Origin of the sequence: Bacillus sp. BS1807G30 (assembly GCF_040047675.1) — a bacterium.
GTDB lineage: Bacteria > Bacillota > Bacilli > Bacillales > Bacillaceae > Bacillus > Bacillus altitudinis.
Window position 1 is genome coordinate 2,756,775 of sequence record NZ_CP157353.1, and the last position, 24,422, is coordinate 2,781,196.

The 24,422-nt window shown below is 41.2% G+C and carries 32 protein-coding genes; 5 read left to right on the forward strand and 27 right to left on the reverse strand.

The features are described from left to right. Window positions 1–8: 8 nt before the first annotated feature. Genes ABG082_RS14295 through ABG082_RS14310 form a run of 4 tightly spaced genes read right to left on the reverse strand, consistent with a single transcriptional unit; the run spans window position 9 to window position 5,319 of the window. Entirely contained in the window at window positions 9–677 is a 669-nt protein-coding gene (locus tag ABG082_RS14295; RefSeq protein ID WP_061420038.1) for a LysM peptidoglycan-binding domain-containing protein, read from the reverse strand. Next, window positions 670–4,644, reverse strand: a complete 3,975-nt coding sequence (locus ABG082_RS14300; RefSeq protein WP_348936200.1) for a transglycosylase SLT domain-containing protein — start codon at window positions 4,642–4,644, stop codon at window positions 670–672. The genes ABG082_RS14295 and ABG082_RS14300 overlap by 8 nt, the downstream gene beginning before the upstream one ends. 55 nt (window positions 4,645–4,699) lie before the next feature. Continuing rightward, window positions 4,700–4,837 carry a hypothetical protein gene (locus tag ABG082_RS14305; protein ID WP_008344097.1) on the reverse strand — a complete coding sequence of 46 codons (138 nt, stop codon included), beginning with the start codon at window positions 4,835–4,837 and terminating at the stop codon, window positions 4,700–4,702. A gap of 41 nt (window positions 4,838–4,878) precedes the next feature. Further along, window positions 4,879–5,319 (reverse strand): phage portal protein, encoded by a 441-nt coding sequence (locus ABG082_RS14310; protein ID WP_008344099.1) that lies wholly within the window; start codon window positions 5,317–5,319, stop codon window positions 4,879–4,881. A 183-nt stretch (window positions 5,320–5,502) separates the two neighbouring features. Here ABG082_RS14310 and ABG082_RS14315 point away from each other — a divergent pair, with 183 nt between their 5' ends. Continuing rightward, window positions 5,503–5,559, forward strand: coding sequence for a putative holin-like toxin (locus ABG082_RS14315; RefSeq protein WP_229200408.1), 57 nt, complete (start codon window positions 5,503–5,505; stop codon window positions 5,557–5,559). Between the two features lie 277 nt (window positions 5,560–5,836). On the opposite strand, the gene ABG082_RS14320 is transcribed toward ABG082_RS14315, so the two are convergent. The 18 genes from ABG082_RS14320 to ABG082_RS14405 form a co-directional block, all read right to left on the reverse strand. Continuing rightward, the gene (locus ABG082_RS14320; protein WP_003213309.1) at window positions 5,837–6,280 is read right to left on the reverse strand and encodes a phage tail tube protein; all 444 of its coding nucleotides are present in this window, start codon (window positions 6,278–6,280) and stop codon (window positions 5,837–5,839) included. Between the two features lies 1 nt (window position 6,281). Then, a complete protein-coding gene (locus ABG082_RS14325; protein ID WP_046344348.1) occupies window positions 6,282–7,628 on the reverse strand; it encodes a phage tail sheath family protein in 1,347 nt (448 codons plus the stop codon). 3 nt (window positions 7,629–7,631) lie between these two features. Beyond that, a complete protein-coding gene (locus ABG082_RS14330; protein WP_008344108.1) occupies window positions 7,632–7,844 on the reverse strand; it encodes a hypothetical protein in 213 nt (70 codons plus the stop codon). After that, the gene (locus tag ABG082_RS14335) at window positions 7,831–8,286 is read right to left on the reverse strand and encodes a DUF6838 family protein (RefSeq protein ID WP_046344349.1); all 456 of its coding nucleotides are present in this window, start codon (window positions 8,284–8,286) and stop codon (window positions 7,831–7,833) included. Before ABG082_RS14335 ends, ABG082_RS14330 begins: the two co-directional genes overlap by 14 nt. A 4-nt stretch (window positions 8,287–8,290) precedes the next feature. Beyond that, a complete protein-coding gene (locus ABG082_RS14340; protein WP_017358988.1) occupies window positions 8,291–8,788 on the reverse strand; it encodes an HK97 gp10 family phage protein in 498 nt (165 codons plus the stop codon). Next, window positions 8,785–9,141, reverse strand: coding sequence for a YqbH/XkdH family protein (locus ABG082_RS14345; RefSeq protein ID WP_017358987.1), 357 nt, complete (start codon window positions 9,139–9,141; stop codon window positions 8,785–8,787). Before ABG082_RS14345 ends, ABG082_RS14340 begins: the two co-directional genes overlap by 4 nt. Further along, a complete protein-coding gene (locus tag ABG082_RS14350; RefSeq protein WP_007500574.1) occupies window positions 9,138–9,521 on the reverse strand; it encodes a DUF3199 family protein in 384 nt (127 codons plus the stop codon). Before ABG082_RS14350 ends, ABG082_RS14345 begins: the two co-directional genes overlap by 4 nt. Window positions 9,522–9,534: 13 nt before the next feature. Then, window positions 9,535–10,458, reverse strand: coding sequence for a phage major capsid protein (locus tag ABG082_RS14355; protein ID WP_008344119.1), 924 nt, complete (start codon window positions 10,456–10,458; stop codon window positions 9,535–9,537). A 22-nt stretch (window positions 10,459–10,480) separates the two neighbouring features. Then, the gene (locus tag ABG082_RS14360; RefSeq protein WP_342498604.1) at window positions 10,481–11,572 is read right to left on the reverse strand and encodes an XkdF-like putative serine protease domain-containing protein; all 1,092 of its coding nucleotides are present in this window, start codon (window positions 11,570–11,572) and stop codon (window positions 10,481–10,483) included. Between the two features lie 35 nt (window positions 11,573–11,607). Continuing rightward, a complete protein-coding gene (locus tag ABG082_RS14365) occupies window positions 11,608–13,065 on the reverse strand; it encodes a phage portal protein (RefSeq protein WP_035389215.1) in 1,458 nt (485 codons plus the stop codon). Continuing rightward, on the reverse strand, window positions 13,062–14,363 hold the full coding sequence (locus tag ABG082_RS14370) for a PBSX family phage terminase large subunit (RefSeq protein WP_160758062.1): 1,302 nt from the start codon (window positions 14,361–14,363) through the stop codon (window positions 13,062–13,064). Before ABG082_RS14370 ends, ABG082_RS14365 begins: the two co-directional genes overlap by 4 nt. Before the next feature lie 8 nt (window positions 14,364–14,371). Beyond that, the gene (terS, locus tag ABG082_RS14375) at window positions 14,372–15,019 is read right to left on the reverse strand and encodes a phage terminase small subunit (RefSeq protein WP_008344125.1); all 648 of its coding nucleotides are present in this window, start codon (window positions 15,017–15,019) and stop codon (window positions 14,372–14,374) included. A gap of 151 nt (window positions 15,020–15,170) precedes the next feature. Further along, window positions 15,171–15,689, reverse strand: coding sequence for a sigma-70 family RNA polymerase sigma factor (locus ABG082_RS14380; RefSeq protein ID WP_007500562.1), 519 nt, complete (start codon window positions 15,687–15,689; stop codon window positions 15,171–15,173). 124 nt (window positions 15,690–15,813) lie between these two features. After that, complete coding sequence (locus ABG082_RS14385) at window positions 15,814–16,020, reverse strand: XtrA/YqaO family protein (RefSeq protein WP_008344129.1); 207 nt, start codon at window positions 16,018–16,020, stop codon at window positions 15,814–15,816. Then, window positions 16,017–16,421, reverse strand: a complete 405-nt coding sequence (locus ABG082_RS14390) for a holliday junction resolvase (protein WP_348936201.1) — start codon at window positions 16,419–16,421, stop codon at window positions 16,017–16,019. Before ABG082_RS14390 ends, ABG082_RS14385 begins: the two co-directional genes overlap by 4 nt. Window positions 16,422–16,523: 102 nt before the next feature. Then, window positions 16,524–16,718 (reverse strand): hypothetical protein, encoded by a 195-nt coding sequence (locus tag ABG082_RS14395; protein WP_224564031.1) that lies wholly within the window; start codon window positions 16,716–16,718, stop codon window positions 16,524–16,526. Further along, window positions 16,696–16,848, reverse strand: coding sequence for a hypothetical protein (locus ABG082_RS14400; protein WP_008344135.1), 153 nt, complete (start codon window positions 16,846–16,848; stop codon window positions 16,696–16,698). Before ABG082_RS14400 ends, ABG082_RS14395 begins: the two co-directional genes overlap by 23 nt. Window positions 16,849–16,866: 18 nt before the next feature. Then, the gene (locus ABG082_RS14405) at window positions 16,867–17,106 is read right to left on the reverse strand and encodes a helix-turn-helix transcriptional regulator (RefSeq protein WP_017358976.1); all 240 of its coding nucleotides are present in this window, start codon (window positions 17,104–17,106) and stop codon (window positions 16,867–16,869) included. A 159-nt stretch (window positions 17,107–17,265) separates the two neighbouring features. Between ABG082_RS14405 and ABG082_RS14410 the strand changes: the two genes are divergently transcribed. The 3 genes from ABG082_RS14410 to bioB all read left to right on the forward strand — a co-directional run bounded on the left by ABG082_RS14410 (window position 17,266) and on the right by bioB (window position 19,380). Beyond that, complete coding sequence (locus ABG082_RS14410) at window positions 17,266–17,643, forward strand: helix-turn-helix transcriptional regulator (RefSeq protein ID WP_007500560.1); 378 nt, start codon at window positions 17,266–17,268, stop codon at window positions 17,641–17,643. Window positions 17,644–17,886: 243 nt separating this feature from the next. Continuing rightward, window positions 17,887–18,237 carry a hypothetical protein gene (locus ABG082_RS14415; RefSeq protein WP_003213146.1) on the forward strand — a complete coding sequence of 117 codons (351 nt, stop codon included), beginning with the start codon at window positions 17,887–17,889 and terminating at the stop codon, window positions 18,235–18,237. Window positions 18,238–18,384: 147 nt separating this feature from the next. After that, window positions 18,385–19,380, forward strand: coding sequence for a biotin synthase BioB (bioB, locus tag ABG082_RS14420; RefSeq protein ID WP_348936202.1), 996 nt, complete (start codon window positions 18,385–18,387; stop codon window positions 19,378–19,380). Between the two features lie 41 nt (window positions 19,381–19,421). On the opposite strand, the gene ABG082_RS14425 is transcribed toward bioB, so the two are convergent. From ABG082_RS14425 to ABG082_RS14440, 4 genes are all read right to left on the reverse strand, one after another. Next, window positions 19,422–19,895, reverse strand: a complete 474-nt coding sequence (locus ABG082_RS14425; RefSeq protein WP_008344156.1) for a hypothetical protein — start codon at window positions 19,893–19,895, stop codon at window positions 19,422–19,424. A 171-nt stretch (window positions 19,896–20,066) separates the two neighbouring features. Next, the gene (locus ABG082_RS14430; protein WP_024719699.1) at window positions 20,067–20,900 is read right to left on the reverse strand and encodes an undecaprenyl-diphosphate phosphatase; all 834 of its coding nucleotides are present in this window, start codon (window positions 20,898–20,900) and stop codon (window positions 20,067–20,069) included. A gap of 124 nt (window positions 20,901–21,024) precedes the next feature. Further along, window positions 21,025–22,167, reverse strand: a complete 1,143-nt coding sequence (locus ABG082_RS14435) for an AI-2E family transporter (RefSeq protein ID WP_116306123.1) — start codon at window positions 22,165–22,167, stop codon at window positions 21,025–21,027. Window positions 22,168–22,232: 65 nt separating this feature from the next. Further along, entirely contained in the window at window positions 22,233–22,625 is a 393-nt protein-coding gene (locus tag ABG082_RS14440; protein ID WP_348936203.1) for a MauE/DoxX family redox-associated membrane protein, read from the reverse strand. 199 nt (window positions 22,626–22,824) lie between these two features. Here ABG082_RS14440 and ABG082_RS14445 point away from each other — a divergent pair, with 199 nt between their 5' ends. Beyond that, window positions 22,825–23,814: a Gfo/Idh/MocA family oxidoreductase gene (locus ABG082_RS14445; protein ID WP_243824461.1), complete on the forward strand. Its 990-nt coding sequence runs from the start codon at window positions 22,825–22,827 to the stop codon at window positions 23,812–23,814. A gap of 55 nt (window positions 23,815–23,869) precedes the next feature. Here ABG082_RS14445 and ABG082_RS14450 read toward each other — a convergent pair whose 3' ends face one another. Continuing rightward, window positions 23,870–24,394, reverse strand: a complete 525-nt coding sequence (locus tag ABG082_RS14450) for a type 1 glutamine amidotransferase domain-containing protein (RefSeq protein ID WP_348936204.1) — start codon at window positions 24,392–24,394, stop codon at window positions 23,870–23,872. Window positions 24,395–24,422 lie beyond the last annotated feature (28 nt).

Sequence of the window (24,422 nt, forward strand, 5' to 3'; positions counted from 1 at the left end):
CAGCCCCCCTATTGTGGTATTTTCAATTTTTGCCCTGGAAAAATCCAATATCCCGGCTGTTTAATATTGAGTTTACTTCGTTTGATCATCGCTGCTTTATTGGCATTCCAAATACGCCGCCATTTTGTACTATCGCCATAAAAACGGCCTGAAATGGCCCAAAGAGTATCTCCTTTTTTGACAGTGTACAATTTTGGTGGTGTTTTTGAGGGTCTTTTCTTTTTGGTTTGTTTCGCTTTTTTCTTTCGTTTGATTTTCCTAGGCGATGCGGTTTTATATTCCTTTAACGCGATCGTAAATTCACGATCGCCTATGTCATAAGACCCTTCCTTGTGAGTGAAGCTCTCAATGCTGCACGTCATATTGATTTTAGTCCCTGTCACAATCAGTCGCACAGACTTCTTTGAACGCATCATTCGTTCAATTTTCGCTATTGCATTCTCTGGTGATGGAATGCTTTTATATTCTGCAATTGGCGAATATTTCTTAGGAAATAATGAGGTGAATGATACTTGTTTAGCCGATGGTACATCAATAAAAGTCAGTTCTCCAAAAGAGGAGACCTTCACTGTTTCATTTTGCACATTATTTGTGATCTCAAGTTCGGATGGAAGCACAGGGAATCGCAGCTTCTCCTTGCCTTGGGAAATCCACAATTGATACACTGATTTACCCATCGATCACGACCCCTTTCGTTCCTGTCTGAAGTTCTACTTCCAATTCGTCTACAAGCATTTGTCTAATTTTTTCGACAAGCGATTGCTGATCCTGTCCATTATGGAAATGCTGATCACCATTGAACTGGATGGTGATTTGTTTATTGCCTGACGTTGTTGCATTCCCAGCTGGCTGTGCTGAGGTGACTTGCTGCATCTGTGATTCTGGTAAAGGAGCAGATGCATTTGATGGATCATAGACTTGCATCCCAAGTGCCTTTGCTGCCTGCGTCAATAAATATCTCCCGCGAATGCCTCTTTCTTCTGGAATAATCCATTCGCGTTTGTTTCCTTCACCGACTCTAGCTACCTGCTCCTGAGTAATCAATCCGCCATTGGCGTAGCCTTTATAAGGACCGCCTCTTCTCATACTCCGTAATCCAGGTGTATTGAAGACTGTTCCATATCTGCCCTTAATGTAGTTAATAGCTGCTACGGCATTATGAATTGGGTTCCAAATATCATTCATGCCCTTGCCTTTATTAGAATGAAAGGTCGGCCCAATGGTTTGCATTAACCCTTTAGAAGGCGTTCCCTTCTTGGCGTTGGAATCCCACAAGTTGATGGCTTTCGGGTTACCATTTGATTCGTGCTGAGCGATTGTCATAAGACCTGGAAGCCAGCTCATCGATGTGCCAGTCGCCATCAGAGCTGCCATGAGCCATTGCTGAACACTAAGACCTGAAGCACCCATACCGCTGAACGCTCCGATTAATGAACCCGCTTGATTTTCAGCAAACTTTTTCACATCAACTGAATCGAGCCCTTTGACGACACCAATCGATGCGAATTTCCCTAGACTCATCATGACACGTGAAGGAGAATGAATGTCTAGTTCTTCTCTAAACGCCTGTTCCACTTTCTTCGCCATTTCTTTGGCAGCTTGTGTGACTTCACTTGCTTTTGAACGCATGCCGCTATTGAAGGCGTCGATCATTCCTGAACCCCATCCTGGTGATTCTTGTTTGGCTTGCAGGAATGGTTGTTTGACGTGTTGGTCTACGTATTGGCTTGTGCCAATTGATGTGGCATTTTGACCTGTTGCAAAGCCACTAACAGTTCCAGAACCCCAAGTTGGTGATGCTGTCATCACTTGTTGGTATGGTGCTTTTACACGACTTTGCAAAAAGCTATCAGTTCCTGTTGGTGTCATTTGCTGGCCAGTAGCAAATGCCGATACCGTTTGTTGTCCGTACTTTCCTGAATCTGATGTCATTTGATTAAATGGCTGCTGAATGTTTTTTTGCTTCCATTGATCAAGTGAAACCACCTTTTGATTCAGCCCTTGTTCAAAATCATGATTAAATTGCTCACCTATGCTGGCAGATTGGATGTTTCCATTCATTGAAACCGTTCCACCAATTGAACCGGCAGAAGCAGTTGGAGCTGCTGGAGCATTTGGCGTTATTGGAGCTGGAGAGCTAGAAACTGGACTTGCTGCTCCGCTGCTGCTTGGCACAACAGACATTCCAAGATGAGAAGCAGCTTGTGCAAGCAACATCTTCCCACGGCCCCGGTTATTTTGAGTTGGAATGACAAATTCGTTACCCGCTTCACCAATCCATGATAAGGTAGGCTGGGTGATATAGCCGCCTGTTGCATTATTATCAGGTTTTTTCTTTCCAACGATCCAATTTATTACAACATCTACAATACCGCCTGCTTTTTCAAAAATCTTTTGAACCCAACCAAATGCTGCAGAAAAACCATCACTTATGGCACCAGCCACTTTTACGATCGGTGTCTGAATATTATCTTTAAACCATTTGGATAATCCATCCCATATATCTGTCACCACTTTATACGCTTCTTCAAACTTCTTCCCAATGCTATCTTTGATGGTTCCAACCGTTTCTACAAGCGGATTCCATACATTGTTCATAAACCAAGAGGATACTACTCCAAAAATTGATTGAATGGTTTTCCATGCATTTGATAATGCTGTCCAAATCCCAGTAGCGACTGTGACAACTGTGCTGCTTAGCGGTGTCCACACATTCTCAATAAACCAGCCTGCTACTGCACTGAATGTTTCTTGTATCCACGTCCATGCATTGACTAGACTTGACCAGATCGTGGTTGCTACCGTAACGACTGTGTCGCTTAGCGGTGTCCAAACGTTTTCAATAAACCAGCCCGCAACTGCACTGAATGTTTCTTGTATCCATGTCCATGCATTGACTAGATTTGACCAGATCGTGGTTGCTACCGTAATAACTGTATCGCTTAACGGTGTCCACACATTTTCGATAAACCAGCCCGCAACTGCACTGAATGTTTCTTGTATCCATGTCCATGCATTGACTAGACTTGACCAGATTGTGGTTGCTACTGTGCCAACCGTGCTGCTTAATGGTGTCCACACATTTTCGATAAACCAGTCCGCAACTGTAGACCACACTTCAACAATTTGATCTTTGATTTCAATGGCTTTTTGGCCAATCTTCTCAAATCCACCGCCATCAAACCATTTTCCAATTGTTTCACCGATAGATTCTCCACCCATACTTCCAGCGATGCCGCCTACTAGGCCGCCGATGGCTGTACCTACCCCTGGAACTACACTGCCAATAGCAGCACCTGCTGCAGCACCTGCCATTCCACCGGCGATTCCTCCTCCAGTCGCACCGATCTTTTCACCAGCATTCTCTTTTTTCATACCAATTAGATTTGTTGCACTAAGTACACTGCCTAGAATAGGTACTTTCTTTAATAATTTACCGCTCCCTTTACCGATATTTTTCAACGCATCCCCTAATTTACTTGGAGGTCTTCTATTCATTTCGGTTCTTGTTGTGGCATTTGGATTTCTAGGTTGTCTTGGTGATTGACCATTTCTATTTTTAGTTTTAGTAGATCCTCCCCTGCTTAAACCTCTTGCACAACAGGGACAACAACTATTGCGAAACAAACCTTTACCACCTCGCGGCTTAGATTTCTTATTGGGAGCTGAATTTGATGGTGTGGATGTTGGCGCTGTTGTTGGTGCTGTTGTTGGTGCCGTTGTTGGCGCTGTTGTTGGCGCTGTTGTTGGCGCTGGAGTGCTACTTCCATTCGATTGATCACCTGCACCAAAGAGACGGTCTAATACATTGGTCACCAATTCATCTAGTTTTTTTTCAGGATTAAATTTAATCTTCTCTTTTATTCTTCCGATCACATCTTGCTTGTACTCTTCCATTTTATTTTCAACCCAAGGAAGTGCCTTTTCGTCCCAAAACTTTCTAGGACTTAATTTTTCTTTCAGCTTGTCTGCAACATCACCTGCATATTTTTGAATTTCACTTAATCCTTTATTAGCAAGGCTCTGGAGCCAACCCTGTTTAGGTTCATCCGTTTTAACCGACGGACTAACAGCCTCAGGTTCTTTTTTTATATTTTGTTCTTTCACAACTGACTCTGCCTGATCTCGTTTTTTCAACTTACTCTTTGCATTGTCTTGAACAGATACTCTGATTTCGTGTTTAGCCATTGTCAAGCTTTTGAGTGTCTTTTTGATTCGTTGAATGGCAGCGGTGGCTTGGTCAACCATGTTTAATCTCATATAGTACGTTCTGTTCATGAGCTGAAGGATTGATTTTTTGATTGATGACATTTTTCCTGACAACTGATCATTCAGTTTGAACGTCACCAGGATTGGACTTGTTCCGGATTGTTTCAATCGATCTATACTGGATTTAATGACATCTAGTCCTTTTGCTTGAATCGATATGACCATCTGTTTCGGTATCATGTTCAGCTGGTTTGTTAATGATTTGAGATCACGATAGATTCCTTGATCTAGCTTCATGGACAATACAGAAAACCTTCTCATCGATAAATTGAGGTTCCTTAGCTTCTTTTCATCCATTTCCAGGCTTATTTTCACCGGTTTTCTAAATGGTTTGAGCTGCTTCTCAAACGTTTGAAAACGTTTTTGAATGCGCAACAGCTTATTTGATACTTTGTCTTCTAATTCAAATCGTGCAGTGAGCTTCGCCAGTTTATTTCCCTCCTTTCTTTGCTTCTTTTTCTAGCATATCGAGCTTGTAGCTGATGAGTCCGAATAAGAATGCCTTAAATTGTCTTGGTGCTTCGTATAAATCGAGAAGTTCTGATGGGGAATAGTGAAGCTCATGCATGGCGTAATATAAAAACACTGCTTCCTTATCCCCATCTTTTATTAGTTTTTTGCTGCGTCTTCTAAATCTTCAATTTCGTCTTCAAATCCGTTGATTTCAATGGCTTTGTTTAACCAGTTTGCGTATTCACCGCCGACAGATAAAACACGTTTTGCAACTTCAACTGGATCTTGTGTGCTGTAGGCTTCTCTTAATTCCTTTGAGCGGAAATCTGGATAAATCGTCGATTCAATGGCAATCCGTGCGTAGAAGCGCTGGCTGTCTAAGTCTTTCACACGACCTCTGCCTTTGACATTTTTGAACGTGGTGTTTTCTTTTTCCAGTTCATCAATACGTTCCGTAGTAATCGCTTTGAAGACAAAAGGAATGACATTCCCTTTTTTATCAACAAAACGCTTAGAAATTGGCACTTTGACCTCTTCCGCTTCTACTGTTTGTCCTGGCATAAAAAATGAAAGATCAAATGTTTGTTTTTCGCTCATGTTTAAAAACTCCCTTTTGTTTGTTTTTTGAATACAAAAAAGCACATCCATTTTTGAATGTGCTTTCCAATCTTTTCATGTATAATATAACTCGTACAATTGAACGGCTTGCTCAAGGGTGTCTGGCTCATCCCCGATAGGAAGGGGGTGATGCTCATGTCAACGTTCCAAGCGATTTCCCTAATGCTTTTATTCGGGATGTTTATCCTTGCTTTGTTGACGTATATAAACAAAAAATAGACTCCCCCTTGAGCTTTGGTAGGTGAAAGGGAAAGTCTATCCTTAAAACTATCTAATTGATAAGCCAGCCCCTTGAAGGGCCTCATTGTACATTGCCGGGATGTTAGCGCATCCTGGCTTCTTTTTATTGTATGCAAATCGCTTTGCATGTAAACATCATTTTGTGTGTCATTGAATGCAATGTGCATTACAAATGCATTCATTTTTCATTACATTTGCATTATAGCATATTTGGTTTTTATTTAGCTAATTAATTAGCTAATTTCCTCCGCATTTCTTAGAAAGAATTCTTCAGCTTTTCAGGCAGATCAAAGTCTTCAAATGTAAATGGAACTTCTTCTTCAAGTGCCTCTGAATCAACATCTAGTCCAGCAATTTTAGCTGAATCAAAGTTGACATCGAATAATGTCACACGCTCTGTGCCTCGGCCTGATGATTTATCATCAATTACCGCTTGAAGAGTGAAATAAGGATCTTCCCCTTTTTTCACATAGTTGAGCATAAGTTGAACGAAACGTGACGTAACTTTATAGAATGTTGCCGTTCCTGTTCCGTTTGCCCCTGTTGTTTTATGACCAGTCATTCGGCGGCCCATTACGTTCACTTCTGATTTATTTTTCTCCACGTTTGCTTCAAACGTTTTGATAAAGGCAAGCTCCTCACCTTCTAAGAAAAGACGACCTTCTTTACCTGAGATTGTATTTTGCGCTTTAAAAGCCATCTTACTTCACCTCCACATTGAAATAGAATTTTTCTGCTGCGTCTACTGGCTGTACTGCTAAATCGATGATAAATCCATCACGATCTTCATTGAGGCCAATGACGATATCTGTTTCTGAGTTAAAGCCTGTAATGCCGCTTCCATCTTGAAGTTGTGTGAGATACTGTGTAATCAGTGTTTTCACAAGCTGCACACCGTCGTCTGATGCTGGAATGTCATTGCCATTGGCTTTGCGTAATTTAATCAAATTTTTCAGTTCAAATGTTAAATCATTGTTGATTGCATCTAGCACACGGATGATTTTGTTTTTCGCCATTTGCTGGTTCTTTTCAACCGTGAAGCTTGTCAAAGAGTTAATATCTTTTTCAACGCTCACCGTGCGGTCTCTTGCATCGAAAGTGAAAAGAAACTCTCCTTGTGATAAACGGTATTCTACTTGATCATTATCAAGACGCTCTAATGTATCGACTGCGCCTTCGTATTCAACAAAGGTCAGTGACTGATTAAAATTCGCTCCTGCACTTGCTCCTGCGACCCAAGCTGTTGTTTGAGCAGGCGTCAGTTCTGTTCCGTCTTCTAAAACAACACCGCTTGTGACATTGATGATTCCTTCTTGATCAGCTGCATAGTTAGCCACAACGCCTTGCACCTTACGTCCTTGCTTATCACGTAAACGCTCAATAAATGACGCGAATGTCGCTTTTAATTGCTCACTATTATCGACTGGAAGTGCAATGACATCAAAGTATTCCGTTTCAGCTGCTTCTAGGAAAGCTGTATAATCTGCGACACTTGCCACACCGTTTTTTCCGCCGCTTAAAGCCGCGCCAGCAGTAATGACCGCTTCACCTTCACCAGAAAATTGAACGTATTTGTTTTTCACAAGATCTTTGACATCTGTGACCACCTGTTTATCGACAATATCTGTTCCAAGATAGGTGATGACGTCACGCTTTGTGCTGTCGAGTACATTTTCTGCCACTTGAATGGTGATCTCATTTCCTTTTTGACCACCATAATTGGCTGTGACCACAAAGTTTTCTGCAATTTCCGCTTTGGCTGGCTCTCCTTCATTTAAACGATAAAGTAAAACCGTTTGCGCTTTTTTCTTCGCTTCACGGAAAAGAAGAAGTGACTTATCATCAATGTTAAGCCCGACCTTTTTATTTAAGTCTTCCATATCGGAAACGGAAATAAAGGTTTTTGGTTCTCCCCAGCTCATGACAAGAGGAAGTGCAACTGTTCCTCGCTCGCCTAAAGTAATTCGCTGCTCTGCTGTTGTTTTAAAATTAAAGTAAATGCCAGGACGCTTTTTCTCTGTACCTGGTGTAAAAGTGCCTCCGTTCATCCTTTAAACCTCCTTGGACAAAAAAGCATCGATGTGCTTCTTTGCTTCTGTTTTTGTAATTGGTTGATGTTTGATATAAAAAAGAGCACCTTCAAGGATTTCTGGTTTTACCCCAAAAAGATCCTTGCTGTGCTCTTTTAAGGCTTCAAATGAAAAGCCAAATTCTTTTTCTTCGCCCGCTGTTTGATCGAGCTGTGTTTTTTTAGTCTTGCTCACGTTTGATCACCCCATCTGAAAAATTGATATCTTCTAGGCTTGGCTGTTTATCTCGGTTGTACCAATAGCTGCTATCCCACGTCAGGACAATCGCTGCTACACCTTGATCTATGATTCTTGTTTCCACTCTTTTTATGCGGACATAATCATCAAGCACCTCTCCATCTTCACTGATCATCTGAATGATTTGACGATCAGCAAGCAATGCATCGACGACTGTTTCCGCCGCATCATGCGCTTTTTCTGTATCCATATGAAACACTTTCACTTGCAGCGAATAAGATTTCATAAAAGTAGACACTGTATCTGGACCACTAATGACAGTCACTGGCGGCACATAAACAGATGGCACTTGGAAACGCTCTGGCAGAAGACGATCATACATTTTCACAGGAAAGCGTGTGTATATATAATGCATGATTGCCCCGACTTCTTGATTCATTCCATCACCTCCCAAAATGTCGATCGATCCAGCTTTGAAGCTTTCGATCCAGCGAGTGTTCAAACATTTGTTCATAGAGCATGACGGCATGATCCCAGTACCCATTTCCTTCAATCCATTGAGATGAAAGCATCATGCCAGTACTGGCATTCGGATCATATTCAAAGCGGCTGCCGTTCCATCTGCCAGGCACCCATCTTCGTTCTCCATTTGAAGAAATGGCATGTCCATCGTTCACGTAAGAGGCATAATCAAGCTGTGTCCCCACTTCTAGCGTGAGCCCGCCTCGGGAAGTGAGAAAGTAATTCTCCTTGTCACCTTTTTGAAAGGAATTGAGGAGACGGCCTGTATCAACAGCCTTTTCTTTGATGATTTCATCTTGAATGATGTCTAGAAACTGTAAGCCCATTTCCTGTAACCACTCTTGATATTGCGCCGTTAAGCCGATACTATTTGCCTGTTGGAGCTGGGATAGCAGCCGGTCAAGTCCATCAATTTTCATAAGTTTTCCTTTCTGACGGCCATCACTTCCATGTGATGATTTTTCACTCTTTTTGGCTGCTGCAACTTGAGTGAGATGCCGTTCCACACCATTTTGTCATGCAAGCGAATGTCGCTTGCTAAAGGGAAATGGACGAGATAGGACTGATAGATAACTGTATTCGGTTCTTCTTGCACGAGTGACTGGCTTTTTTCTACAACATAGCAAGCCACATCTCTCATACTTGGTGTATCAGGATAAGTGAGGTCCGTTTGCAGATCCCCTGCTGGTATACCAAATTTGCCACGGACTGCCCCCTCATTCTCTAAGTGAAAAAGATCACAGCGATCCGTTAATAGAGAATCATAGCTCATAATGATCTCACCTTTAAATTGGCGCTGCCGCCAGTTAATGAAGGTTCAATATAATCAACAAGAAGGGCATACACATAAGGTCTGCCTTTCACTTTGTCCGCTGCCTTTGCATATGAATAATCACCCATTTTTTCTGAAGTCAAGCCTTTCATCATGGATTCATCATCATTCAGCATGGCAAAATACTGGGCCATTTTTAATAAGGCGATCCTTGCTTTTTCAGGAATGGGCTGATATTTTTCATGCGTAAAATCGTGCCCGACCATTTGAAATACCGCTGCTTCTGCTTCAATAATATCTGCCGCTAGTCTCTCTACAGAACGATTTTTCACGCGATCAAATACAGAATAGGCTTGTAGTTCCTCAGCAGAAATGATCATAGCCTGCTGTCACCTACTCTTTCACTTTCATGACTTTGGCTACAGCATCCTCTTCCTCAAATTTGCTGTCGAGCTTCGCTGTCAGAACAATGATAAACTTACGGCTGCGAATATCTTTTTCTACTTCAATGCGAATATTGCGAGAAAACCCTACGATAATGTTTTTCGGATGTGTCAGTAAAATATCTGATACATCTGTTCCTTCTTCATCATATGGCTGCATATTGGCAAGACCTTTGACCGGAACACCAAATGCAGAAGAAAGGCCGCCTTGAATCGCCGCATCTCCGAGACCTGTCTGACGGTTTGCTACTTGGTCTTTCCACTCGACCTCTAAACTTGGGGATGTATAAAAACGGAAATCCTGAGGTACACGTAAATATTTTGACGGCATCGCTTTATAGGCTTGTTTGAACATTTGACGGCTAATTTCCGCTCCATTCGCATCGACAATATGAGAAACTGCCTGTTTTCGTACGCCATCCATTTGAGCTAAAAATGGATCTTGTGATGTTGTATCACCGTTGACGATCAGTTCTTCAATATCGACTGCCGCTCGTTCCGCCAGCATTTGCATAATGGTCTGCTGAATCCCGTCTTTTTCAATGTTGTTTTCAATGCTGTCGTACGTCATATGAATCTCAGCAATGACTTCTTTTGCATTGAGCTGAACAGTGCTTGTCGCTGGGACAACACGGTCTTTTGCATCAAGCGCTTTGCCTTCTTCTGCTGGGCGTAAAATGCGCTGACCGAAGCCGATTTTTTCGATTTTTTGTGAATCACTTTCCATTGGAATGATACGTGCATCATTTAAAACGGTTGGTGTATTTTGCATCATTCTAATGAATGTGTTAGATTGGGCTGCGTTCATGAGACCGCCTGTTTTTAAGCTGGCAAGTGTCATTTCAGCCTTGCGAATCAACTCTTGATTTCTCACACTTTTTCCTCCTTATTTAGGCTTATAGTAAGCCATCCCATATGGGCTTTGTCATATCATTTTGTGTATCGTGATTTGTTTGTTTAGAAATGCCCCGCGCTTTTTCAAGCATGTGTATCCGCTCTGAAATAGGCAGTAGCTGCTGCTGAAGCACATCCTGAATCGCTGCTTTTTCTCTGCCTGCTGATTTCTCTAAGGAAGAGAGCTGATGGCGAATTGGCGCAACCACTTGCTCCAGCACTTTTTGTACAGGTTCTTCTTCACCTGTTTGATCTGTCCCTTGTTTATCCGCTTGTTGTAAAACGTTGTCGATGGCCATTTTTGCTTTTTCTAGTTCGCGTACTTGATCAGTCGTTAATCCGGCATCTTGCTTTTGAACGGATGCTGGTCTTTCGCCAATCGTTTGGAGGACATCATTTGTTTTCAACACATCCTGCACAATTGGCATCAATTGTTCAAGTGCCGCTCTTACGCTAGATTCATCACCATCACTTGACTGCAACGTTTCCAGCAGATGATCTAAAACGCTCCAAAATTGTTGTGGCATATTTGCACCTTCCTCTTTCAAAAAGAAATTTTTCAGCAAAGAAAAAAGCCCTCTCTCGTTCGTTTCTTGAGATAGGAGCTGATCGTGTTCCTCTATTGCGATGATGTCTGCTGTTCCAGCCATTGAGTAGCCTGTAATATGGCCTTGCTGAATTTGGTCCCAAATATCTTGTGATGCCTTTGTCACAAGTACCCAAGATCCTTTTTGAATCAGCTCCCCGCCTACTTCAAAATCCGCTGGGGCAATGTATGATTCGACGACTTCGCCAACACCGTCTTGAAAATCATGCTGTTTATCAATGTGACGGGCATCTTTCATAAAACCGTGTGCTGCTCTTTCAATTTCTTTGGCTGACATAAAGTCTTGATGTGCATCAGGTGTATTCGGTTCATACACGACGCCATATACGAGGCGATGCGCGTCCTCTGCCTTCGTCAGGACACTGACTTCTTTTTGAAAGTCAGGCTGCTTTTTCTTTGCTTTCATCAAGAAAAATTTCTTTTGGTTGGCGGCCCTGTCTACATAGGAAACATGCGTAATTTTTGCGTTTTTTAATTCCCTTGGCATATGTTCACCCCCTTTCAAAAAAAGCTCACGTCCTTCTATTTCTCTAGCCGGTTTGGCTCAGATGGAGACAGCCCATCAGCTGTTTTTATGCGGCTTTCTAAAGGTCGGTGGTAGAATTCTTCCGGCCATTCCTCTAACGTCTTGCCAAGAATACGCCCCGCAAGATCTCGTAAATCATTTGGCGATACTGCCCCAGCCTGAATAAATGGTGTCAGAACCTTCGCTATCTCTAATGGATCTCTAAAGTCAGGGCCATTTAATAGAAAGCGGACATGCCATATATCTAAATCCGGGAGAAAAAGAGTATTGAGTTTCCCTGTAATAAGATGCCGCTCTGGCTGAAATACTTGCTCCTCCGTTGTTTTTCGCGCGGTATCTGCTGTAGCCTTGTTATAATCTTGTGACTCTCCTGTGTAAATAGGCGGCAGACGAAAAGCGGAGCGGATTTTGTTTCTCGTCTTTTCATCATATTCTAAAAAGAGCGCATCCTCTTGTAGGATTTCCGCCAAGGATTTAAAGTTCACTTTGACATTTGATACATCTTCTTCACCTGTTAATCCTTTTTCTGTCGGAAGCCCTTCTACTTCAAGCAATAAAAACTTATGCGCATGGTCAGAGCCTTCAATATCATCCATATAATCTTGTAGCTGCTGATAAGAAGTCTCTGACAGCATGCCGTTTTCAACAATGATGGCACCAGGTACATGCCTTCCTTGCTTAAAATAAAGATAATTCAGCTCTTCTGCTTTTCGTGCGCCATACATATTGACGATGTTGCCAATCCAGCGGGGAATCCCATACGTCCCACTGCCAATTTTAAAATGAATGACTTCTGTTGCTTGAAGTGGTTCTGGTGTAGCATCATCGTACTTGCCTGTTTCACAATTTAATATGCGCGGATCACCATACTCCTTGAAAAAGACTTTCTTCTCATTGATGACCTGCACATATTTTCGGAATCGTTTCTTGCGATTCATCGTCTTTAATTCGCCGTTTTCTGTGTAGCGGAATTCGACGTCGACTGGCTCACTTAGCTTGCAAATGCGGATATGGAGTGCATCCAAATACTCGATTCCTGCCGGCTTTCCTTGTCCATCCCGCAGCACCTCTAAAAAGCCATTTCCTGTTTTCTCCCGGTCTTCTAGGACATAACCAAGAATCACGTCAGCAGACTCATCATAGTTCATGTATTTCGTAAACTCTTCGAGTCTTGTCCATTCCTTCTCGGCTGTCTTCTTTTTGACCGGTTTCACATCTTCCGCATTAAAATCAAAGGCGTATTCCACCCCAAATCCAAAACCTAAAATGTTTGTTCGATACGCATCTATACATTGCTGAAGAATCGTTGAGTATTCTGCCATGCTTTTTAATTCGTTGATATGGTAGGGCGGGGGGACAATGTCATCTTTTTCGTATGAAAATTCATCCTCATACATTTGTTTTGTATGATCAGACATGTTGGCCTTCATAATCGTTGCTTTTAATTGTTTCATTGTATGGACCTCCTCTCTCGGTTTGGACGGACACGCTCTGAAGCAGTCTGTTTCAAATCGGTCACCTCATAATCATCTAGCGCATACCAAATGGCGGATAATGTGTGTGGATCGATTTGAAATTCATCTTCCTCTAAGCGGCCGTTCTTATCTGCCTTATAGGTTAGTGATTGAAGTTCATAGATGGTATAAGGGCAAGCATCAGAACAAATGATTTTCTTAAATCGTTTGATTTTCTTTGTATATTGCAAACGTGAGCCTTGGAACTTATGTGCAGCGACCATTTGAAATCCGCGCTGCCGAAAATAGTGAATCGTTTTAGGTTCTGCTGCGTCTGCCTTAATGAGTTCCTTTGATTCAACAAATTCTTTCAGATCAACAGCTGTTTCATCATCCGTTTTCCCGCGGTCGTAATATTCCCAATAAATATATAAGTACTTTTTTTCATGATCGACAGCTAACCGAATGAGCGCATTGTAGGATTCGACAAATCCAAAATCCATCCCCGCTCGTTTCAGCGGTCTTTCAATCTGCCCGATCGCTTCTAATACGTCAGCATGCTGTCTGACCTCAAATTGTGGAAACACTTTTGTGCCATTGATACCGAAGTATCCTTTCCTTGCAATTCGATAAAGATCTGGATCGTATTCTTTCAGCTCATCCAGCTGCTTGACATAGCTTTTAGGAAGAAATAGATTGTCTTCTGCTGTTGAGTGGTGATAGTACGTATCTTTTATCACGATGGTTCGCTGTTTGTATAAGGTTTCGTCATCAAGGACAAAACGTTTCAGCTGCTCATCTCGAAAGAAATGTCTGTACGTCCAATTATCCTGACCAACGGGATTCGTCGATAACATCATATAAAGAGGTAAAACCGGATGTCTCAGCCTTCCAAGCAGTTCTTTAAACCCTTCATAAGAAACCTCGGAACACTCCTCAATCCAAATAATTGAGATATTGTTGATCGACTTCAATTTCTCAGGCTTGTCCAGTCCTTTAAATAAAATGCTGCTCCCATTGCGAAAAGTGAGAGCAAGCGGTGAACTGCGGCACTTTACTAGATGATCGATGCCAAGATCGCTGACGATTTCTTGTAAAAGAGAATAGGTCGACTCCCGGTGCGTATCATACACTTCTCGAATGACAAGTGCTGTCCGTTTTTCCTCAAGCAGCTTTAAGATCAGCTTTAAAGCAATGTGATAGCTTTTGGATGAGCCATAGCCGCCTACTAAAAACTGAAACTTTTGATTCCAATCGAACAAAAAGTGTTCAAAGTGAGGATTGACTTCTTTTTCAATCAACGGCGTCATGAATCGTCCTCTTTTCTTTTGATCATGATATGAAGATCTTCTTCTTTTTCCTCACGAACTGCTTTTTTTGTTTTTTCGATTGTCAGCTCAATTTGCTTCAGCCTTAATCTTCGTTCATCTTTCGCATGAGCGAGCTCTTCAAACTGTTTAATCAGCCGTCTTAGCTCTCCCATTGCACGAGATTGGGCATTTAAAAAAGTGGCATGCCGATCCCATGAAAATTGAAACGAAAATTCCTCTGCCGTGATCTCTGGCTCTGGATGAATGCCTTCACCTGTTTCTTCCTCTAATGAAGAAGGCAAGTACGTCGCCTTTTTCAGTTCTTTGATCATGTCATCTTGATCTGCTACATGCATGATGCGCTGCGCTCGAATAATGGCTGCGTATTGAATTTGAATTTGATCCCAGATGATATCAAGAGATGTGCGCCCATCCATTTTTTCCATGATTTCAATCGTTTCATCTGAAAGAAATTGATGAAAAATCGAGTGCGCCTGCTTTGACGGTGTTTTTTGTCTTTGCCAGCCGTATCGTCTTTTCCATGATTTGACGGTATGGATGGAGACGTTGTAATGATCCGCTAGCTGCTGGTACGTCATCCCTTTCATATAATCCTGCTTAGCCTCTATCCGTTTATCTTTCATTTACATTCACCTGCCGCCTCCTTTTAGTTCGAATGATTCCCTGAAGAGGAATCATTTGTGCCGGGCTAGCAAACATTCGTTTGGTCTTTCTAACTATAGGTGGCAACTGTAAGACAAGCTTTTGAAGATTGAGTGATGAAAGAAAAAACACCTATTCAGCAGCTTTAAATAGGCGTTCTTGTACTTTTTTGGACATTTTGGTCCGAGCTCTTTCCATATGTTTTTGGACTGTTCCTTTTTTTACATCTAGCATAATCGCAATCTCGCTAAATGACAGACCCTGCGTTGTGTGCATAAAAAATACGTCTTTCTCTCGATCTGTTAAAACAGACAAAGCTTCATCGATTCGCCTTTTGTCTCGCTCACTTACCTCTCTTTCTTTCTCTTGAATGAGGGTGTATTCATGTGATAAAGCCTCTAATACTTCTGGATTGGCAAGAATGGTGCGCTGATACACAGATCTTCTGTCTAATCCTCTGCGTGCGCCTGGCTCTCTACCGATTTGAAGCCATTCCACCACGTATTCTAGATCGCTGACCATACTGGCGATCATTTTTTGATCATGTTTGTCCTGATCTGACATCTGTTTCTCTTCTTTGTCTTTCAATTGTTCATATCGTTTTCTGGCATCTTTTAAACTTCTTTTATATTCGATCAGTAAATCTTGCATCTGTGCTCTCTCCCTTTTTTAAGAAAATAAAAAACGGACACCAATCAGCCCCTTTTTATAGGGTCTTGATCAGTGTCCGCAGGCTTTCCGTCTTGGACTTATTCAGTTATTCTTGTTCATCAGGCTAGCTGATTTTAAAACCAATCTCGTGATCGACTCTTGCAAAATGTCCTTTTGCTGTTTGAATAATCGTTTTTCCATGCTCAGGTACATCCATCATATAAGCCGTTCCTACGTTTCCATCTAACACAATGACTTGAATCTTTCCTTTTTCCATTTCACCGACAAATGTCTGGTTTTCTTGAATCATGAGTTGTTTTGGCTCGTTCATATGCTTGGCTCCTTATTTGGTGGTGAGGATCTCATATCATCACCCATCGTATTTAAGATGATTTCCATTCGAGGACGCATGCTATAAAACTGTGAAACTCTTAATTCTACAATCTGTAAAGAGGCGTCATCGGCAATGGCATGAAGTGCTTCTTGTATATACTGCAAACTTGGTTGAAGAATGCTGATGTGTACTGGGCGTATCAAGCCTTTTTCAGCAGATGTACGCGTGTCTTGGCTGTTCGCTAGATCAATGGGCATATTGTAAAATAAGCGAATGTCGAGTGATAATGCGCCTTTTATTCTGCTTGAGCATTGCGCTTTTGCGGCTGCTTGAATTCTGTTTATCAATGTCTCTTTTGTGCATAAATGTTCTTTTTCAATGATAAAATGAAGGACCATGCTACGATCTCCCGTCATCCTTCGCCCACTGCCGAATGTCTTGTTCGTTTTGACCCGCATTGAGCAAACATTTCAGGAATGTCATGATTTGCTTCAATCGATTCATGTCGCATTCATCCTTTCCTTCTTCTTGTCATCAACATCTTTTTCTGCCATGAGGGTCATGTATGTGCGTTTTTCTTCTGCCGTGGGGAAAGCAAACATCGGCTCTTTTTGATGAAAAGTGATCCAGCCGCCAGCTTTTACTAGGCAATGCTGTGCTTCTTTTCGGGCATCAAATGTCATCTGATGTCTCATCATCATCAAATCCTTTCTCACGGTTCTCGTCCTCTAATCGATAACCATTTCGGGACATTTCATATGGCCAGTAACGTTTTGGATAGCCGAAATCATTCATTTGTGTCACCATCGGATGTTCGATATTCATTCTGTTTGTCTCCCCTTTTTAAGAACGGTCTTCCTCAAGACTATTACTCTTTTTGTGTAACTTTTGACCAAAAAAAAGCTCTTGAACACCGATATTTAGCAAATCTGCAATATGCTTGGCTATTTCTAAGCTGGGCTTTGTTCGGCCCATTTCTATATTTGCATAGCCACTCGTGTACTTATATCCAAGTTTTTTCGCCATATACGTTTGTGTTTTTCCTTGTAATATTCGTTCTTCTCGTAAATTTTCAAGTTTCATGTTTCCACCTCTTACTCATTATGTGTAAGTTATATTCATTATGATAATATACACAAAACGAGTAAGTCAATCATATTTTTATTCTTTTTGTGTATTTATTTATCTTTTCCGTGTAATTCATGATAAAATTTACACATAATATGAAAAAAGGTGTTTCCGATGGATAATTTGACTGGAAAGATTCTAACTGAATTAAGAGAGAAACATGGATGGAGTAAGTCTACCGTTGCCAAAAAACTTGGATTAAAGGCGATGTCAACCTATGCCAACTGGGAATATGGATTGAGAAAGCCAGATGGTGAAATGATTGTGAAAATCGCCGAGTTATACGGGGTCTCAACAGATTATCTTCTCACAGGTAAAGACAAAAACGCCTCTGATGACGATCTTGCAGATGATCCTGATTTGCAAATTGCGTTTAAAGCTGCCTCCGATTTTTCTGAAGAAGCACGAAGACAAACCATCGACTTTATTAACTACATTAGAGAGAAAGAGAAACAAAAAGGCCGTCAGCCAAAACAGACAGACGACAAATAAAAGATCTCTTTTTATAAAGCATCACATAGCTGGGTAGATACCCAGCTTTTTTTATGTCTCTTTTTCCTCCTAAAAAAGAATGACATATGAATAAAAAATCATGTGTTTTTTGGGTAAAATCGTCTTCCCCTACATAATACGTGACAATTTTCACCAAAAATACTCATTTTTCCACTTATTTTGATTGACATATAATTCTATTATTATTAATATATGTATATACCAAAAAAAGGAGTGTTACCGATGAAAAAATTAATGAAAGCTTGTACATTGTCTTTAGCTGCTTTAGGTGCTCTTACGTTCTTCCAAACTGAAGGTGCTCATGCAGCTGCACAGCCTAAAGAACCAGTTATAGCAAAAGCTCCTATTATGAATAAAGTGATTACAGTGAACCGCACACTTACTGTAGGTTCTTCGATCGCTGTTTCACTTCCAGCAAGTCAAATTTCTGTCTCAGGCGCAACGTATGCCATTCAATTAGACCAAACTGCTCCAAATTTCACTTGGATCCGTGCTGTACAACGCGGTTCTGTTACAGTGTCTTACTATAATTCACTAGGTGAGCTCGTCATTAACTATATTACTGTTCGTTAAGCGATTTTTTTCATATGAAAAGGCGATGACTACATGTTCATCGCCTTTTTGTGTTTTTTAATTAAGCCGCTTACCAGTGCTTGCCAATCTCTATCCATTATGTTAACTTTTAATAAAAATAAGTTTACATATTGAGAGGGGCTTATGATGGGAAAAATAACGTCTTTGTCTTGGGAAACGATCGTGAAGAAAGCCATCAATCATGAACCGATTACGATGGAAGAAGGTCTAAAAATTCTTGGAGCAGACGACGCAGAGTTGCTGCCTATTATGCATGCAGCTTATCAGGTGAGATTTCATTTTTTTCAAAAAAAGGTGAAGTTAAATATGATCTTTAACGCCAAAAGCGGATATTGTCCTGAAAACTGCGGGTATTGTTCACAATCGGTGATTTCAACAGCTCCTGTTGAGAGGTATACAATGCTTGACCAAAAAACCATTGTGGCCGGTGCGCGTGAGGCGTTAAAAAGAAAAGCAGGGACTTATTGTATTGTAGCAAGCGGGAGAGCACCTTCGCACCGTGAATTAGATGAAGTCACCGCAGCAGTAAAGGAAATTACTGAGTCGATGCCTTTAAAGGTGTGTGCATGCCTTGGGTTATTAAATGAAGAAAAAGCGAAGCGGCTGAAGGAAGCGGGTGTTCATCGGTATAATCATAATCTCAATACACATCAAGATCATCATGCTCAAATTACAACGACCCATACGTATGATGACCGCGTATCGACCCTTGAGAAGGTCAAACAGTCAGGGATGTCACCATGTTCAGGGGTTATTATTGGGATGGGCGAAACCAATCAGCAAATTGTCGAAATGGCTTTTGCGCTTAGAGCCCTTGATGCGGATTCGATTCCCGTCAACTTTCTCCATGCAATTGAAGGAACGCCTCTTGAACATCAAGAACGCACACATCCAATCAAAGCGTTGAAGGTTTTGGCACTGATGCGATTTATCAACCCGGCTAAGGAAATTCGAGTATCTGGGGGAAGAGAGTTTAATTTACGAACGCTTCAGCCTCTCGCATTATATGCAGCGAACTCTATTTTCGTAGGCGATTATTTAACGACAAAAGGACAGCAAGTTCAAACCGATCATCACATCATTGAAGATTTAGGTTTTGAAATAGAAGAATGTGCGCTTTAAAAAAAGTCTGCCGATGAATCGGCAGACTTTAGACGTTGAGATTAGAATCTTTTATGGAAATCGACAGTACCGCTTCCTTCTTCGCGGTCAAAGCTGCCAACAAACGTCCAGTTAATATAGCCGCCGTCACCATTGTTGACAAACGTACCATCTTCAAATACCCAAATACCAAACGTAATGCCGTCATATTCAACACTATCATAATAGACAACATTGTTCAGTCCGCTAAAATCATGATCTTGGCTTAAGTTTTGAACAACTACGTTGTAATTTTGACCTGCTTCATAGAATGCACTGTATGCCGCATTTTTTACAAATCCATCACGATTTTGAGATGATTTTACTGCTTGTTCAATTTTATCGGCAATGGCTACTGGATCAATCGAGACACTTCCATCGACACCTGTTGTCGTAGCAGCTTCAGCCTTTTGACCAAAAGTCGTAAGAGATAAAGGGACAGCAACCATTGACGTAGCAATCACAGAGCTAACAAAAAATTTACTTGTTTTCCTCATTATTTCTAACTCCTCCTTTAATTGGTATGTTTATGTACTACCCTTTTCTTTGTCACTTAAACACTAATTTAAGAAAAAACTTCTTTTTCTACCAATTAAGAGGCTGTTTTTACTGTTTAAAAGGGCAAAACAACAAAAAAACTACTCTTTTAAAAGAGTAGTTTTCCATCATTACATAAACAGGATAAATAAAATCAGACCTAGGATGATTCGGTAGATCGCAAAAGGCACAAGTTTGATTTTATTAATCAGTTTTAGGAAGAATCGAACAACAAAGAGAGCCACAATAAACGCACTCACAAAGCCCACAATAAAGAATGGAAGCATGTCTGTTGTTAAATATTCGGCATTTTTAACAAGTGTTAAGAGGCTTGCTCCCGCCATAATCGGCATGGCCATAATAAACGTAAAGTCAGCCGCCGCTCGGTGATTCAGACCAAGAATAACACCACCTGCTATTGTAGAACCTGAACGCGAGAAGCCTGGCCATAGTGCTAAACATTGAAATAACCCGATATACAGCGCTTGTCTGTACGTCATATTATCCACAGAGCTTGTTTCTGTTTTACGTTTATTGATCCAATCAGCGACAAGCATCAGCACAGCCCCTAAAATCAAACCGACAGCGACCGTTCTCACATCAAACAAATATTTATCAATATAATCTTCAAATAAGAATCCTAAAATGACGGCTGGGACGAGTCCAACAGCAATTTGAGCAATGGTCAGCTTATGTCCGCTGCGTTTTTGTTCTTCTGTGATATTTTTCTTTAAGCCTAATAAGTTCAAAATACGATCTTTGAACACGATCATGACAGCTAAAATAGAACCTAACTGAATCACGACTTTAAATGTGTTTGCAGCCTCTGGCGTAATGATGTCTTTTGATTTTAGCCAAAGATCATCAACAATGATCATATGCCCTGTAGACGAGACAGGTGCATACTCTGTTAATCCCTCGACAATTCCTAAAACCAGTGCCACGAATAAATCCCATAGATTCATGATTTTCTTTCCTTTCAATTCTGATCTTTTGAAGGCAAACATCTATGTCCACATAAAGACAAGCTTTCTTTTTCGAAAGCTCGTCTTTATGATACTATATTTTTTTCTAAAAAAGATTATGACATCAAACCTTTTCTTCTTTATACAAATTGGATCGCATTTTGAACCAATCAAACAGGTGGGTCGTGATCACTTTCAGAACGGCATACGTCGGAATCGCGACAATGATGCCGACTACGCTGAACAATTTACCTGCTGTTAATAGAACAAAGATAATCGTGATCGGATGGATATGAAGGTTTTTCCCCATCACCTGAGGAGAAATGAATTTCCCTTCAATGAGCTGAACCACTGTCCAGACAATGATGAGTTTTAAAAGCATCACTGGTGATGTCACAAGCGCAATCACAATCGCTGGTGTAATCGCAATGGTTGGACCAAGGTATGGCACTACACTTGTACATGCCGCAATAATCGCCAGCAGCAGTGCATAGTCAAGTCCAATAATCATATAGCCAATTAAAAGAAGAATACCGATACAGAAGCTGACAATGATCTGCCCGCGTATATAAGAACTCAGACGATGGTTCATTTCGTGAAGCACGATATGAGTATGGTCTCTTAGCTTATTCGGAATAAATTTCAAGAAATAGTCAGGCAGTTTTTTGCCGTCTTTTAATAGATAAAACAGAATGAACGGAACCGTCACGATCGAGATGATAATTTCAGTAAGCGCCCCTAAGAAAGTGCCGACTCCGGTAAAAGTGCTTTCCAAAATCTTCGTCGCTTGACTTGACGCTTTACTTACCAATTCAGAGACGTTAAAGTTCATCGTTTTCTGCACTTGACTAATAAAGTTACTTCCAGTTAATTGTCTAATCTGTTCTTCTACCGTATCAACGTATTTTGGCAGATTATGAAACAGACTCATCGTCTGTGCTTGTAAAAAAGGAATAATGGACACGATGGTCACTGTAATAATCCCAATTATGAGAATATATAAAAGCAAGATCGAAAAGATCCGTTTGACCTTAAATTTCTCTAATAAATTCACAATCGGATTTAATAAATAATACACAACCCCCGTTAAAATAATCGGTAAGGCAATGGTTTTGATGAGTACAATGAGCGGTGTGAAAATAAAAGATGTTTTCATGAAAACAAGGATATTCAAACCTATTAATAGCAGAATGAGTAAAAAGAGAACAAACTTGTTATCAAGAAAAAATTTTCTAAATCGACTGCTCCACATTTGCATAGAATTCATATCTTTCCTCCAAACACGGGCTATTTTATTAGTAAATTGTACACTACTTGATCATCATTTTGTGATCATTGTTTCAGCTTTTTTTCACGTTTCGCAATGGACATGGCCCATCCAATCAATATCGGTTGTCCGATTAATCTCATCCATAACAAGGCTTGTTCTGTGCTCTCTTGCCCTGGAAATGGAATCCCTTCTCTCGCAGCAAAAAGGTTCGCAGGGAAAATGAACACCAGATAGACAGCGATCATTTTTGCTGCCACAATCCTTACGTTTGGAAGAAGCAGTAATACGGCCAGCAGCCATTCCAAGCATGCGGTGGCATAAATGATGCCATAGGGAAATGGCCATCCAGACATCATGCGGGCAAAGCCGCTTGGCTCTATCACATGAAAAACACCGGCTACTATGAATAAAAGCGCGAAAGCGTATGTACTTCCTATATGTAGGATGCGCTTCATGTTCGTTTCCTCCTCCCCTCCTTCTGAGTATTACCCGAATGAAGGAGGAAACTATCCACTTTTCGTACATTTATATTCTTTATGTAAGACGCATCAGCTAAGGTAAAGGTTTCATCCGCTTTTCAATAAAAAGAAGATTCTTTCATACAAACGCTTTCAAAGCATGTATAATCAGAGAAAAGCAGAAGGAGGGAATGTGATGATTCGATTTGCTGTCATCGGAACGAATTGGATTACAGATCGATTCTTACAGGCTGGTGAAGGAGTGGCGGATTTTACATGTACGGCCGTCTATTCTCGGTCTGCTGAAAAAGGACAGGCATTTGCAGGCAAGTATGGCATTGATACCGTCTTTACTAATTTACAGCAAATGGCGGCAAGTGATGCGTTTGATGCTGTGTATATCGCAAGTCCAAACGCCCTTCACAAAGAGCAAGCGATGCTGATGATGGCGCATCAAAAACATGTATTATGTGAAAAACCATTGGCCTCTCACCGTAAAGAGGCTGAAGAAATGATTGCTGCTGCGAAAAAATATCAGGTGTGCTTAATGGAAGCGATGAAGACCACATTTCTGCCGAATTTTCTTCAAATCAAGCAGCATCTTGATCAACTAGGCCCCATTCGGCAAGTGATCGCTCATTACTGTAAATATTCCTCAAGATACGATGCCTACCGAAACGGTGAGATTCCAAACGCTTTTAAGCCGGAATTATCCAATGGCTCCTTAATGGACATCGGCGTGTATCTTGTCTTTCCCATCATTTATTTATTCGGGCTGCCACATCAAATCACCGCAAGAGGCTATACACTTTCTTCTGGAGTAGATGGGAGCGGTTCATTACTTTTACAATATGAAGGACATCAAGCACTTCTTTTCCATTCAAAAATCTCAACATCTCATGTATCTGCTGAAATTCAAGGGGAAGATGCCACGATGGTCATTGATCAATTCCATCGCCCTTCTCGTATCATCATCCATGATCGGAATGGACAGCAAACCGATATTTCTATCAAAGATGATCAACCGGCTATGTATTATGAAATCGATCACTTCATTCAATGCATCAAGCAAAAAAAGGGGCAGTCTCCAATCAATACATTTGCCTTATCCGTTCAAACCATGTCCGTCATGGACGAGGCAAGAAGACAAATGGGCATTATCTATCCAGCCGACAGACAAATGTAATGAGGCATTGAATGAACAAAGGGCGTTTTACAGCCCTTTGTTTGTTCGTGTGAATCTAGTTTGCCGCTAATACATCGGCAAATGCTTTCACATATGGCGGAAGGTCCGGCGGGCGTCTGCTAGATACAATATGACCATCTGTCACAACGGCTTCATCAAACCATTCTGCTCCAGCATTCGTCATATCATCTTTAATACCAAGTGTACTCGTTACTTTTTTACCTTTCAGGATACCAGCTGAAATGAGCACCCAGCCGGCATGACAGATTTGTCCGATCGGTTTGCCCTTTGCATCAAACGTACGAACGATGTCTAATACTTCTGGATATCGGCGCAGTTTATCGGGCGCCCATCCCCCAGGAACGAGAACCGCATCATAATCATCTGCTTGAATGGAATAGAAGTCTGCATCTGATACAGCCGGCACTCCGTACTTCCCGATATATTCATGATCTGCTTTTTCGCCTACGAGATGGACAGTTGCCCCCTCTTCTCTTAATCGCAAAACGGGATACCATAGCTCTAAATCTTCAAAATCATCACTGACTAACGCAATGACCTTCTTATTTGATAAACGCATAACCTCTCTCCTTTTCTTCGGATTTCCT